Annotated in this window: 17 protein-coding genes; 11 read left to right on the forward strand and 6 right to left on the reverse strand. The window is 38.1% G+C overall.

Annotated features, from left to right (window positions below):
• Nucleotides 1-229 precede the first annotated feature (229 nt).
• Nucleotides 230-1,132, forward strand: coding sequence for a chemotaxis protein (locus HC179_RS09200; protein WP_168864074.1), 903 nt, complete (start codon nt 230-232; stop codon nt 1,130-1,132).
• Nucleotides 1,133-1,191: 59 nt separating this feature from the next.
• Here HC179_RS09200 and HC179_RS09205 read toward each other — a convergent pair whose 3' ends face one another.
• The 5 genes from HC179_RS09205 to HC179_RS09225 all read right to left on the reverse strand — a co-directional run bounded on the left by HC179_RS09205 (nt 1,192) and on the right by HC179_RS09225 (nt 5,238).
• On the reverse strand, nt 1,192-1,674 hold the full coding sequence (locus HC179_RS09205; protein WP_168864062.1) for a YkyB family protein: 483 nt from the start codon (nt 1,672-1,674) through the stop codon (nt 1,192-1,194).
• A gap of 76 nt (nt 1,675-1,750) precedes the next feature.
• Nucleotides 1,751-3,259: an HD domain-containing phosphohydrolase gene (locus HC179_RS09210; RefSeq protein WP_168864063.1), complete on the reverse strand. Its 1,509-nt coding sequence runs from the start codon at nt 3,257-3,259 to the stop codon at nt 1,751-1,753.
• A gap of 95 nt (nt 3,260-3,354) precedes the next feature.
• Nucleotides 3,355-3,858 (reverse strand): L,D-transpeptidase family protein, encoded by a 504-nt coding sequence (locus tag HC179_RS09215; RefSeq protein ID WP_205825275.1) that lies wholly within the window; start codon nt 3,856-3,858, stop codon nt 3,355-3,357.
• A 250-nt stretch (nt 3,859-4,108) separates the two neighbouring features.
• Nucleotides 4,109-4,300 carry a hypothetical protein gene (locus tag HC179_RS09220; protein WP_205825276.1) on the reverse strand — a complete coding sequence of 64 codons (192 nt, stop codon included), beginning with the start codon at nt 4,298-4,300 and terminating at the stop codon, nt 4,109-4,111.
• 77 nt (nt 4,301-4,377) lie between these two features.
• On the reverse strand, nt 4,378-5,238 hold the full coding sequence (locus tag HC179_RS09225; protein ID WP_168864065.1) for a metallophosphoesterase: 861 nt from the start codon (nt 5,236-5,238) through the stop codon (nt 4,378-4,380).
• 177 nt (nt 5,239-5,415) lie between these two features.
• On the opposite strand from HC179_RS09225, the gene fadH reads away from it, so the two are divergent.
• From fadH to HC179_RS09250, 5 genes are all read left to right on the forward strand, one after another.
• Nucleotides 5,416-6,183, forward strand: coding sequence for a 2,4-dienoyl-CoA reductase (gene fadH / locus HC179_RS09230; RefSeq protein ID WP_168864066.1), 768 nt, complete (start codon nt 5,416-5,418; stop codon nt 6,181-6,183).
• A gap of 263 nt (nt 6,184-6,446) precedes the next feature.
• Nucleotides 6,447-7,019, forward strand: a complete 573-nt coding sequence (locus tag HC179_RS09235; RefSeq protein WP_168864067.1) for a LysM peptidoglycan-binding domain-containing protein — start codon at nt 6,447-6,449, stop codon at nt 7,017-7,019.
• Between the two features lie 87 nt (nt 7,020-7,106).
• Nucleotides 7,107-8,324, forward strand: a complete 1,218-nt coding sequence (locus tag HC179_RS09240; RefSeq protein WP_168864068.1) for an EAL domain-containing protein — start codon at nt 7,107-7,109, stop codon at nt 8,322-8,324.
• A 65-nt stretch (nt 8,325-8,389) separates the two neighbouring features.
• Entirely contained in the window at nt 8,390-8,629 is a 240-nt protein-coding gene (locus tag HC179_RS09245) for a hypothetical protein (protein ID WP_168864069.1), read from the forward strand.
• 179 nt (nt 8,630-8,808) lie between these two features.
• Entirely contained in the window at nt 8,809-9,489 is a 681-nt protein-coding gene (locus HC179_RS09250) for a DUF3993 domain-containing protein (RefSeq protein ID WP_168864070.1), read from the forward strand.
• A 115-nt stretch (nt 9,490-9,604) separates the two neighbouring features.
• Here the strand turns inward: HC179_RS09250 and HC179_RS09255 are convergent, their stop codons facing one another.
• Nucleotides 9,605-9,841, reverse strand: a complete 237-nt coding sequence (locus HC179_RS09255) for a glutaredoxin domain-containing protein (RefSeq protein ID WP_168864071.1) — start codon at nt 9,839-9,841, stop codon at nt 9,605-9,607.
• 214 nt (nt 9,842-10,055) lie between these two features.
• Between HC179_RS09255 and HC179_RS09260 the strand changes: the two genes are divergently transcribed.
• The 5 genes from HC179_RS09260 to abbA all read left to right on the forward strand — a co-directional run bounded on the left by HC179_RS09260 (nt 10,056) and on the right by abbA (nt 11,815).
• Nucleotides 10,056-10,295: a YkuJ family protein gene (locus HC179_RS09260; protein ID WP_010192712.1), complete on the forward strand. Its 240-nt coding sequence runs from the start codon at nt 10,056-10,058 to the stop codon at nt 10,293-10,295.
• Between the two features lie 42 nt (nt 10,296-10,337).
• Nucleotides 10,338-10,724: a YueI family protein gene (locus HC179_RS09265; protein WP_168864072.1), complete on the forward strand. Its 387-nt coding sequence runs from the start codon at nt 10,338-10,340 to the stop codon at nt 10,722-10,724.
• A gap of 14 nt (nt 10,725-10,738) precedes the next feature.
• Entirely contained in the window at nt 10,739-10,882 is a 144-nt protein-coding gene (locus HC179_RS09270) for a hypothetical protein (RefSeq protein WP_168864073.1), read from the forward strand.
• A gap of 211 nt (nt 10,883-11,093) precedes the next feature.
• Entirely contained in the window at nt 11,094-11,612 is a 519-nt protein-coding gene (locus HC179_RS09275) for a ribonuclease H-like YkuK family protein (protein WP_010192720.1), read from the forward strand.
• A 32-nt stretch (nt 11,613-11,644) separates the two neighbouring features.
• Entirely contained in the window at nt 11,645-11,815 is a 171-nt protein-coding gene (abbA, locus tag HC179_RS09280) for an antirepressor AbbA (protein WP_148986691.1), read from the forward strand.
• Nucleotides 11,816-12,262 lie beyond the last annotated feature (447 nt).

Below are 12,262 nucleotides of genomic sequence, written 5' to 3' on the forward strand. Positions count from 1 at the left end.
AGGCTCAAGCACCGCCCCTAGGAAAGCGAAGCCATTTGTGGAGATCAACAGCGGTATTTAGAGCCAATACCTATGACACCTAAATTGTTCGTCTTTTATTAGGCTTTTTTAGTTTTGTCCCAGCCTCGTTTTTTAACGGATGAAACAGCTTAGTCTATCAACATTTTCCGTTTTAATCCGATAAAAAAGTAAAGAACCATATAGTCAAGAACGGAAGGGCGTATCAATGATGGAAAAGAGAAATGGAATACTACTAGATTCTGGTACCAACGAAGTGGAATTTCTTGAGTTTCATATAGGAAGTACCAGTTTTGGCATAAATGTCTTAAAAGTAAGAGAAATAATCAAAACAGTTGCAGTGACCAAAATCCCTCATTCCCATAAAAATGTAGAAGGAATCATCGAATTAAGGGGAGAAGTGCTGCCAATAATAAACCTCAGAAAAGCTTTGAATATCGAAGAACAGAGTAACTATTCAGAAGAAAAATTTATTGTGACTGAATTCAATGGCATGAAAGTGATACTAAGGGTAGATCATGTAACTCAAATTCATCGACTTACATGGGCTGAGATGGAAAAACCAGCTTCGTTGCAAAATGGGTTTGAAGACCACATTACAGGAATCATCAAACAACCTTCCCAGATGATTCTCCTATTGGATGTAGAGAAAATCATGTTTGATATATACCCAAACCTGGATAAAAGAACGTCACAATTTCATGAAAACTTAAATCCTGCTCGTAGTGAGAAAAGGATTATGATTGCAGAAGATTCTCCGATGCTTAGAAAACTTCTAGAAGAGACGTTGCTCGAAGCAGGATTTGAACATATTCAATTCTTTGAGAATGGTAAAAGTGCTTGGGAGTATATGGAGACTGTGGTGAAAAACGGAGAGCAAAGTGTAGACTTGTTAATTACGGATATCGAAATGCCCCAAATGGATGGTCATCACCTGACAAAGAAAATTAAAGAAGATAGCTTCCTCTCAAATATACCTGTTATCATATTCTCTTCCCTGATAACAGAACATCTTAGACATAAAGGCGACCAAGTAGGAGCGAATGCTCAAATTAGCAAACCTCAATTAACAAAGTTAGTAGAGCTACTAGATGATCAATTATTTAATAAATGATAGTTTAAAAAGACGAAAGCCCCAGCTACTTATAGATGGGGGCTTTCGTCTTTTCCGTATCAGAGATAGCTTTCCCCGAGTTTTTTAAATACGGGCTTTTGATACTGTCTTTTGGGTTGATGTTTTTGCCCATCTGTCCCATGGAAATTTGTGTACCGTTGAAGTAAGGTCTTTGCTACTGATAAGGACATATTAGCTTTTGGATTTCGATAATAATCATTTAACTCTCCAAGATGTGGTAATTCTGTAAAGTCATCTTTTGTAGGAGGGAGGTGAAAGTAATATTCCCCTGCCAATACAAGAACGTCAGATTGTTGACGGCTGTTCTTTGGGTTTCTTGAAAAATGCAAACCTTTTTTTGTAGCTTTGCCTTCGGTGATAAGTTTCTCTAAAGCTTTTCTTTTTAACGTATAGAGAAACTTTGGATCCGGCGCGGTTTTTGCATGCCGATTAACAGTAAAGATGGCACGAGAGAGGTTTTCAATAGAAGATTCAATAGGGGAATCGATTTTTCTCTGGTTTGTATAACTTTTATTATGCATAATTGGCTCCTTTCCTTTCCCTTATTATACTGTGCCTTCACTTAAAATGGAAGGGGAGCTCCAACTTCCTCCGATTCTAGGCTGAAGTTAAAGCATGTTCCTGCTCTTTTTCCATAAGCATGATGAAGATATCGACAAACTCAGGATCCCATTGGGTGCCTCTTCCGCTTTCCAAAATAGACAGTGCTTTCTCCTTTTTCATCCCATTACGATATGGGCGATCGGAAGTCATGGCATCAAATGCGTCAGCTACAGCGATGATCCTACCGAAAAGAGGAATATCATGACCATTTAACTTATCTGGGTACCCAAATCCATCAAATCGTTCATGGTGGTTTCTGACACCTGGTATTAATGGAGCCATTGCTTGCTTAGGCTGCACTTGACTTAAGATGGTTGCGCCAAGCAAGGGGTGTCTTTTAATTTCTTCAAATTCCATATCTGAAAGCTTTCCATCCTTTAACAATATCTCATCCTTCACTCCAATCTTACCAATGTCGTGAAGGAGAGCGGCATTTTTAAGCAATTCAAGTTGCTGTGGGGGCAGTCCAGCATTTTGGCCAATTAATACAGAATATCTGCTTACCCTTAATGAATGTCCTGCTGTATATGGATCCCGCGCGTCAAGGGTGGTGGAAAGGGTTTGATAAAAACTTTCCATCAAAAGCCTATTCGTTTCATTTCTTTCTTCCAAGCCCTGCACCATCGAGTTAAAACCTTGAATAACTTGAGAAAATTCATCTGAATATAATTCCTTAGCAGGAGCTAGATGATTGTTTTCTACATCTTGCATCCCTTTTAACAGTTGAGTGATAGGTTGGAGAATGTCCTTAAATAACAAAAAAGCTCCAAAAGAAGAAAACACGGCAGCAATGAAAAGTATCAATATTCCCCAATTCCAGAAATCGACTTCTAAGGTAAGGGTTTCGAAGCGAACTTCGGTTGCCAGACTGAATAAAAGAACTGGAAAAATTCCGATAAATAATGCGCTTACTAAAAACTTCGTACGTAAAGAAACGATTATATCCCCATGTATAGATAATGCAAGATGATAGATGTTCTGAGTGGCTTCTTGTAAACAATTCAAAACGGGCCTTATCGCTCTGACTGTAAGAAAGTATTCAATAAACGCATGCATTCCAGCAATTAGCACCGCACCAAGTGAAGCAAGAACTACATATCTAAAGGGCATGTTAAGCAATCCGGTCTGTATACAGATGATTGCAAGGGTAATGGCGGGAACAGAGAGTCCAAGTAGGTGGGGGCCAATTATTCTTTTAACTGTTAAAATTGGAAACCGTTGTATATGTAAAAAAGCCTTCTGATAATCAGCATATGTATGATCTGTTTTAGTAAGAATAATTTTTATAGGTTGCAGTTGTTTATGAAAAGCAATTAATTCACAAAGTACCATAATGAAAGCAGAAGTTAATAAAATACTAATCATTATATTAATCTCTGAAAGGGATAGGTTTAAAGTAGAGAATATGAGTATGCCGCCTACCCCTAGCACTGCTATGGACGAACCAAGTATATAATTTATGACAAGCTGTTTCACAAAACGAGTATATGTTTGCTGATGCAAGAAATCCCTTCCTTTATCACTAAATATTTCTAGTTCAATTATAATCAATCCTATCCGTTTGTTCTAGTAAATTTGGTGGATTTGGAAAGTAAATGTTATTGAGGGCGAATTAGCACACGTGTCCCGTTAGGTACAATAGATGCAAGTTGAAGGACATCTTGGTTATACATACGGACACAACCGCGAGAGACAGCTTTTCCAATAGAGCTGGGATCGTTTGTACCGTGAATTCCATAAGATAATTTGGAGAGGGAAAGCCACATTGCGCCAAATGGGCCACCAGGGTTGGGTTGTCGGTTTACGATAATATAATTGCCAACAGGAGTTTCAAAGAGCATTCTGCCTACTGCAATGGGATATGTTTTAACCATAACCCCATTTTCCTTCAGTACGAGCTTCCTATTTGCGATGGATATTTCAATGGAATAGGGGATTGTATCAGCATTAGGAAGGCCTGGGATAATGATTTGCTGACCAGGATAGATGATATTAGGATTTGAAATGGCATTGACAGCCAAGATCTCAGCTAATGGCCTCCGATAATCCAATGATATCGACCCAAGAGTTTCTCCTTGCTTAACAACATGAATAGCCACCATACTCACCACTTTCATACGAAAATTAATTAATATCGTTAGGCTTGAAAAGTTTTATAGCTGTTGATTGGAGCAAAAGACGAAGACTCCAGTGGGGAGTATCGACATTGTTGAGACCCCGCAGCAAAGCGAGAAGGCTCAAGGTCGCCCTCTGGATAAGCGAAGCCATTTGCGGAAATCACCAGCGGTGTATAACAGTCATCTTAAAAAAGCCGTGCAAATAGTGCAGCGGCTTTAGGTTTCAATCAGTCCATTATCTATAGTAAGGATAAGGTGGGTATGGTCTTGGGTAAGGTCCAGGGTAAGGTCCATAATAAGGGTATGGTGGGTAATAAGGTCTAGGAGCTAAAAGAGTACCTACTGCTAATCCACCTAAAAACGGGAAAAAAGGAAACCCGAAACCAAATCCTCCAATCAATCTGTTATTTTGATAGTTTCGATACATAGACATATGCCTCCTTTATAGGGTCACTATAATGTATGGCAAAGCTAATAGGTATGCGCTTGTACGCGATAGCCCATTTATTGACGTTCAAGGGTGAAAAATGCAATTTCTGGCGGCGCTAAAAAGCGGTAAGGCTCTCTAGTAGTGCCTAAACCCTTATTCACATATAAGGTCAAATCATCCAAATGATAAAAACCTTCATAAAATTTAGACCCTAGCGGTGGAGTGATTAATGGGCCGAAAAAAGGAATCTGCACTTGTCCTCCATGAGAATGCCCCGAAAGCTGTAGATTTACATGAAACTGCTCTGCTATGGAATCAGCTGCATCCCCTTCATGGGCTAATAATATCGTATAAGCGTCTTCAGGAATCTCACGTAGCGTTACGTTGAAATCAGGTCTCCCTAGCATCAAATCATCCACCCCAGCAATGAATATCTGACTTTTATCTATTAATTCTATCTTTGTATTCTCATTTTTCAACACGATGAAATCAGAAGACTCCATGATTTCCTCGTAAGTCTCCGTCCCGTAGCCACCATGATCGTGGTTACCGTAAATCGCAAATTTTCCAAGAGGAGCATGGATCTTTTTCAAAATATTTATTAGGTTGTACGATCCATCGTATTCCAATGGATTGTCCATTAAATCACCTGTGAAGAATACGATATCGGGTTCCTCTTCGTTAATTAGACGAACCACTTTTTCCAAATCTGATTGCCCAAAATGGTGACCAATATGTGTATCAGAGAATTGAGCAATCTTTATTCCGGAAAAGCTTTTTGGGATGTTTGGATGTTTAATGGTATGTTTTAATTTGTTCATTTGCTTCGGTTCTATATATCTAGCATAGAAATAGCCTGCACCACTTGTAAGTAAAGCAGTGAAAACTATTGTAAAGATTCGTTTGAAAAAGGCTCTTCTAGTTAATTTACTCATAGTTATACCAACCTAACCTATCATAATATGACTAATTATAGCACCAATTAGAGATGAATTTCTCTTTCTATCATTCTACTTTTAATGGAAACTTTTTGAATAAATTTTATAAAACATTTTGACTATTTTGAACATTAGGTTAGAATAGTATAGAGACATAGGATTGGGGGAGATTTTATGGGAGAAAAGAAAGTTGCCATCATTACTGGTGGCTCGAGCGGTATGGGGAAATATATGGCGATGAAGTTCGCTCAAGAAGGTTATAATGTGGTCATTACTGGTCGTGATCTTGATCGACTTGCGCAAGCTAAAAAGGAGATTGAGGGGCACGATGGCGAGGTCTTGACTGTGCAAATGGATGTAAGAGAGCCTGAGCATGTCGAAAGAATGGTCAAGTTGACGGATGAGGCCTTTGGAAGAATTGATGTGCTGGTCAACAATGCAGCTGGGAATTTTATCTGTCCAGCCGAAAAACTATCTGTAAATGGCTGGAAGTCTGTCATTGACATCGTCTTAAATGGAACCTTTTATTGTAGCTCTGCAGTAGGAAATTATTGGATGGAACGAAAAATTAAGGGGAGCATGATTAACATGGTTGCCACCTATGCCTGGAATGCAGGGGCAGGTGTGGTGCATTCAGCTGCGGCCAAAGCAGGAGTCCTATCCCTTACTAGAACACTTGCAGTGGAGTGGGGGACGAAATACGGAATTCGAGTGAACGCAATCGCTCCAGGTCCAATTGAAAGAACTGGCGGTGCAGACAAATTAATGCAATCTGAGGAAGAGGCTAAAAAAGTTGCGGCAAGTGTACCATTAAAGCGTTTTGGAACACCTGAAGAAATCGCTGAATTAGCATTTTTCCTAAGCTCAGAAAAAGCCGCATACATAAACGGTGAATGTGTAACAATGGACGGCGGACAATGGCTCCACCCATTCCCGTTTTAAGTTATAGTGATCTATAGCTGTTGATTGGAGCAAAAGGCGTAGACTCCAGCGGGGGAGTAGCGACATTGTTGAGACCACTGAAGCATTGTGAGGAGGCTCAAGGTCGCCCCGCGGAGAGCGAAACCATTTGCGGAAATCACCAGTGGTGTAATTTAGTTAACAAAGCTCGAGTAAAGCAATTTTTTATTGCTTTACCGGGCTTTTTTTCATACTTGTATACCGTTTTTGCTTATACTAAGCAAAAGCATCAAGGAGGAAACCTAATGAGTATCTATTACAAGTATGATTGGGACGAACAAAATAAAGAACTTACATTGTATATTAACCCAACAGAAGCATTCTATGAGTTCTCTGTTGAATACGCTGGCACGCATGAAAAAGTATCAAAAAGAAAAAATCTACTGGAATCAGCAAGGAAATTAGCCTCAGATGTATTGCCAAAAGGAACGGTTGTAAACAGCTATCGCGTCAAATTCCAACAATTTCTCATTGCTGTTTTGGATGAAAAGAATGGAGCTACTAGAGAACTTTTGGAAGGTCAAGCTTGTGGAAGTTACAAAGTGAAACATAATGAAACGTTAAAAGACATATCTCAAATGTTTTCGGTTGATGAAAACAGCTTAAAAAAGGTTAATCACCTTGAAAGTGATACCATTTTCACTGGGATGAATCTTAAAGTGCCCTGCTATCTTCACACGGTGGTCACTTCAGACAGTTTGTTAAAGATAGCTCAGAGATATGACATTTCACGAGAGTCAGTCCGGCAATTAAACAATCTAGATACTGATTGTCTGAAAACTGGACAAGAATTAAAGATTCCTAAAAGATTGCAATAAAAAATCCTAGCACCTCACAATTTCCACGTCATAATTTGCCCTATAACATGATATAATCGTTCCAAACAACACAAAGGGGAGAACGAGATGGATCCACTTGATATTATGACGAATATCGAAAAGGTCACCCCTTATTTTCAAGCAATTTTTAGTGCAGATGCCCAAGAAGTAGTTGGGTATGAAGTGCTAGGAAGGTTTAAGATGGAAAACGGTGATGTAAAAAGTTTAGGGTCATTTTTTCGTGACGATACAGTGCCTGGGGAATACCAACTCGAAGTAGACAAGATAATTATCAATAAAGCTTTAACCTACTATACCGAACAAGATTGTACGTTAAAGTTATTCTTCAATCAAAATGCAGACCTTCTTTTGGAAGATCAAGGAGAATCATTGCTTGAGGTTTTTCTGTCGTTTGTTCCAAAAGGTTTGAAGCTGGAGAATATCGTAATTGAAATAGACGGACATTCTTCCAAAGAAGGAGAAGAATACCTTCAGCACCTCTTTAATTACTATAGAACATACGGTATTCAACTTTCAGTGGCTAATATCGGAGACTCGGGTGCAAACATGGATCGAATAGGACGCTTAAACCCGAATATATTAAAAGTCAATCTAGAAATTCTTCGTCAATCACATGAAGTCGCAGCTCATCAAGATATCTTGCACTCTTTATCTATTTTATCTCGAAAAATAGGAGCCGCTTTATTGTATGAGAACATGGAAGCGTCTTTTCAATTACAATATGCATGGAGAAATGGTGGAAGGTTTTATCAGGGTTACTATCTACATAAACCTGGTCCGGCTTTTATTGATATTAATCATGCAAAGAAAATGCTTGTTGAGAAGTTCCAACAATTTATTCGTTATGAAAAAAGAAAATTACAGGCTATTCATCAGTTTACAGGCATGCTCCAAACTAGACTTCAGCCTCTCCTATTAAAAGGGCATAACCTAGAAGATTATGATGATTGGCTACACTCTATCGCAGAGGAACTTAACAACATTATCTTCCGTATGTATATTTGTGACGAGAATGGATTCCAGCTCTCTCCCAATCTATTAAGAGATAATGGGAAGTGGAAGGCAGACAGCCAATATAGAGGGAAGAATTGGAGTTGGAGACCTTATTTTCTTGAACATATCATGAAAATGAGCATGGAGAGAAAAGGAATATTATCGGACGTATACAGTGATATTGAATCAGGTGAAAGTGTTCGAACCTATTCCTGTCTAATTACGAAGAACCGCTTTCTATATGTCGATATATCTTATGAGTATTTATATGAAAACCAGGATCTTTTATAAGCTGTGAATAGAATCTATTCGTTTGTTTACCTTAAGAGTATAGTTTGCTCGGTGAGGTGATTGAAATGGGTTCTTTTGATTTTATTTTGGCTATCTTAGCATTGATTATTGTTGCTGGCGCAATGGTTTACACCTATAAATTAGGGCGTCAGGAAAGTACACAGGCAACAACCCAGGATTCATCCATAAGTGAAAAAGTCCAAGATCATTATGTAATGAAAAATCCTGTTTTTGTAGCCTTATTAATAGCAACAGTATTAATATTGTTGTATATCGTTTATGCTGCATTAAATTCTAATTGGTAGTAGTAGGAGCCCTTACAGAAATTGTAAGGGTTTTTTGTGTTTGGAGTTGAGTCAGAAGGGTAGTGGTATAGAGAGTGAATAATTTGTCAGTTTTCAACGTAATTTTACGAACGGTTACAAACCCTTGTCCGCTCTGTTCTTGATACAATTAGAACACATCATCTGAGGAGGAGAATGGATTGCTTAAAAATATGACAGGAATTATTGCCATCATAACCATTATATTTTTCGGCTCAAGCTATGCTAGTGCAGAACAATCACCTGAAGACCATGAAGTATATTCCTTTTTGAAAGATGCGTTTCAATTACAAATTTCACTGGGAGAAAAACATCATTCGTTAGAGGAAATTGATCAGCTACTAAATCCCTATTTTACAAAAGAGTATCAGCAATCTTTTCTTAAAGAGCATTTATTTAAAGAAGAAGCAGGCTATATAACTTACGGTACTGATTTTCCGGCATATTACATTCCTTTCTTTAGCTATGATGAAGAAACAAAAGTGATAAAAGGGCAAGATGGAGAGCTTATTGTGTATGAATTCTTTGCTACCGAAGAGGATATGCCAAGCCTTTATGATGATCACTATGAGTATGTGAAAATACAAGAAACATCCTCTGGCTGGAAAGTGATGGACTATGGTTTTGAATATGAGACGCCAGAATTTGTGAGAAGCAATGAACAGGAACAAGAGACAAACTTAGTCAAAACATTTTCCAGTTCAAATGTTAGTGTAAACAAAACTTATACCTTTGGAATGTTAGCAAATCCTTTTTTTCATTCCTTCCCCAATACCATTCCGTTGATGGTTTCTCATTTATTTCATGATTTTGATAAAAATAGTTTCCTTGTTACAAGGTGACATATTAAAAAAAGAGCGTAAACATACGCTCTTTTTTGGTGAAAGAAATAAAAAGCTTTCTTCTATCATCCTATTAGTGGTATGATGTATTCTCTTGCGACATTCACTTTGGAGCCTATTCCTCAATGCCTAATAAACTTTGCAGCTTTGACAGGTCAAATCCTTTTACAACCTGCTCATCGACTGTTACAGTAGGAGTGGAATATGACTGTAATTCATGTACTAAATAATCTCTTGCTTGAAGATCCTCAGAGATGTCAATCACCTTATAGGAGATATTATGGTGTGTTAAAAATTGTTTTACCACCTGACACGGTGGACAATCAGGTTGAGTATAGACGGTTATTTTCATGGATACAGCTCCTCGTAAGAAAAATTTCACAACTTCGCATGTTTTATTCGTCATTTTAGACTACAATAAAAGGGAAGTTATGTTCGAACACTATAATATTAATATTCCTAGCTTTATTTTACCGGATATTGAAAGGTTTTGTACAAAAATACGAATGGCCTTACAAAACAAGGTGAATGATATAGGTAGGAAGGAATAGAAGGAGAGTTGTTACATGTCACTATTAGTAGGGATTGTAAAAAGATTAAATGATTTAAAAGAAACATCAGAAGCTGGAAATGAACCAGCACAGCGCTTTTTCGAAGTAAATGGAGAAAAAGTGTGCAGCGTGAAGTTCTTCGATAAGACCAATACATATGAATTGGAAGTATTTCTAAAAGGGGAAAACCCTAAAACGTATCAATTTGACAATATTGATATGATTGCCATTGAAATATTTGACCTGATCCACTAAGAAAAACAGGGAAACCTGAATTTCATCATGGAGGGATCTAAGATGGGTAAAAACATTGATGATTATATAGATAAAGGGTTAAAGGGAACACCTGAAACAAAGCCAAGCGAGAGAAGGGAATACCTCTCTCAGTTACGCGAGCGAATTATACTTGCATTAACAAACGGCCAAGTGATTCAACAAATGCCTTATAAACCCATTTCGGATTTGATGAAGAGGTACCCTTCTTCTAAACTGTTTCTGGATGGAGATCTGGATTATATGCATCTTTCTAAATATATCCGGATTGCTACTGAAAACAATATCCCATTTACTATTGTCGACGATAAAGCATCTTCAACTAATATTGGACTAGTGCTTGCAAATCGAACAGCAATTGATAAAGATGATATTTTTGTCTCTAAGGAAGAATTTCAACGTCATTTATAGTAGGAGTGGTTTACATGATGCCAACGGTTCACTGCCCTAAGTGCAATCGCGAAGAAGAAATGGATAAAGTTCTTACTGCCCATTCAAATCAAAATGTCATGTATCGATGCCCACATTGTGCGTATTCGAAGTCACAAATCCAAACAAGTAAAGGTTAACCAGGCTGCCCATCCACAGCCTGGTTTTTTTGTGCTGTTTTGTTCATTTAACAGCTGAAAAATCATTGTAATTCACGTATAAATTTTTGATAATCGCGACAATAATGAAGATATATTTGTCATCCAAACTGTTAAACGTAAGAAAACACTACTTTTTTGGGAGAAAGGAACATATAAGTATAAGGGAAAGTACGGAAAAGGAAGTGGATAAATGGATAACCCCAGCAAGTTTATTAATATTACCCACGGCTACCTTACTTTTGAACAAGCTTATGAAAAGATCCTTTTGTTTATCCAAAAAGACGTGAGGGCCCCATACTTACTATCGATCGGTACAGATTCACATGTTCATCAACAAGAGACCAAATTCATGACAGCGGTACATCTCCATCGCGTTGGTAAAGGAGCATGGGGTTGTGTAAGGCCATACATCGTTAATAGAGCCATTAGAAGCCTGCATGAAAAAATATCACTTGAGACTGCATTAAGTCAAGAAATTGCGATGTTGTTTACAATGGAAAAATTAGAAAAGATACAAAATTTGTTGCTGCCCCACTTGGAGCATGGTGCAGATTTCCATTTTGAAATTCATCTCGATATTGGACAAAAAGGTGCTACAAAAGATTTCATACAGGAAATGACAGGTAGGATTACTGCCATGGGCTTGGATGCCAAAATAAAGCCGGATGCATACACTGCCTTCTGTTATGCAAACCGCTATACAAAGTAAAACCAATCATGGAAAGGAGTGAAAACGTTGCAATGGTGACTTTAACTCAAGAAGAAAAAGATCTGCTGGTAACCTTATTGATATCAACTGATGTAGCCAAGGAACTGGTAATCAGTGAAATAAATGATATAGAGGTGGGGGAAAAAGAACTTGAGAAAATAACATACCAAAAACTGATAGAACTGTATGACAAAATCTCCTAGTGATTTTCTTCCTGTAGCTGCCTTGTAAAGGGCAGTTTTTTTATTGTTTAGTTTTCAGTATCCAGAGGAAGGCCATTCATCGCCGTTATGAGGACCTTGGTGGGGAAGAATTAGGTGGAGAGAAGTCTTCATCATCGTTATGAAGACCTTGGTGGGAAGGAATTAGGTAGAGGGAAGTCTTCATCATCGTTATGAGGACCTTGGTTGGGAAGAATTAGGTGGAGAGAAGTCTTCATCATCGTTATGAGGACCTTGGTGGAGAAGAATAAGGTGGAGAGAAGTCTTCATCATCGTTATGAGGACCTTGGTGGAGAAGAATAAGGTGGCGAGAAGTCCTCATCGCTGTTATGAGGACCTTAGTGGGAAGGAATTAGGTAGAGGGAAGTCTTCATCATCGTTATGAGGACCTTGGTGGCGAAGAATTAGGTGGAGAGAAGTCTTCATCAT

Source organism: Bacillus sp. RO1, assembly GCF_012524115.1.
Taxonomy (GTDB): domain Bacteria; phylum Bacillota; class Bacilli; order Bacillales; family Bacillaceae_I; genus Sutcliffiella_A.

Bases quoted from the DNA above. Each gene is read 5' to 3' on its own strand.
- HC179_RS09220 (WP_205825276.1), bottom strand. From the start codon at position 4,300: ATGTATCGAAACTATCAAAATAACAGATTGATTGGAGGATTTGGTTTC.
- HC179_RS09235 (WP_168864067.1), top strand. From the start codon at position 6,447: ATGAGTATCTATTACAAGTATGATTGGGACGAACAAAATAAAGAACTT.
- HC179_RS09275 (WP_010192720.1), top strand. From the start codon at position 11,094: ATGGATAACCCCAGCAAGTTTATTAATATTACCCACGGCTACCTTACT.
- HC179_RS09265 (WP_168864072.1), top strand. From the start codon at position 10,338: ATGGGTAAAAACATTGATGATTATATAGATAAAGGGTTAAAGGGAACA.
- HC179_RS09205 (WP_168864062.1), bottom strand. From the start codon at position 1,674: ATGCATAATAAAAGTTATACAAACCAGAGAAAAATCGATTCCCCTATT.
- abbA (WP_148986691.1), top strand. From the start codon at position 11,645: ATGGTGACTTTAACTCAAGAAGAAAAAGATCTGCTGGTAACCTTATTG.
- HC179_RS09270 (WP_168864073.1), top strand. From the start codon at position 10,739: ATGATGCCAACGGTTCACTGCCCTAAGTGCAATCGCGAAGAAGAAATG.
- HC179_RS09240 (WP_168864068.1), top strand. From the start codon at position 7,107: ATGGATCCACTTGATATTATGACGAATATCGAAAAGGTCACCCCTTAT.
- HC179_RS09260 (WP_010192712.1), top strand. From the start codon at position 10,056: ATGTCACTATTAGTAGGGATTGTAAAAAGATTAAATGATTTAAAAGAA.
- HC179_RS09200 (WP_168864074.1), top strand. From the start codon at position 230: ATGGAAAAGAGAAATGGAATACTACTAGATTCTGGTACCAACGAAGTG.
- HC179_RS09255 (WP_168864071.1), bottom strand. From the start codon at position 9,841: ATGAAAATAACCGTCTATACTCAACCTGATTGTCCACCGTGTCAGGTG.
- HC179_RS09245 (WP_168864069.1), top strand. From the start codon at position 8,390: ATGGGTTCTTTTGATTTTATTTTGGCTATCTTAGCATTGATTATTGTT.
- HC179_RS09225 (WP_168864065.1), bottom strand. From the start codon at position 5,238: ATGAGTAAATTAACTAGAAGAGCCTTTTTCAAACGAATCTTTACAATA.
- HC179_RS09215 (WP_205825275.1), bottom strand. From the start codon at position 3,858: ATGGTGGCTATTCATGTTGTTAAGCAAGGAGAAACTCTTGGGTCGATA.
- fadH (WP_168864066.1), top strand. From the start codon at position 5,416: ATGGGAGAAAAGAAAGTTGCCATCATTACTGGTGGCTCGAGCGGTATG.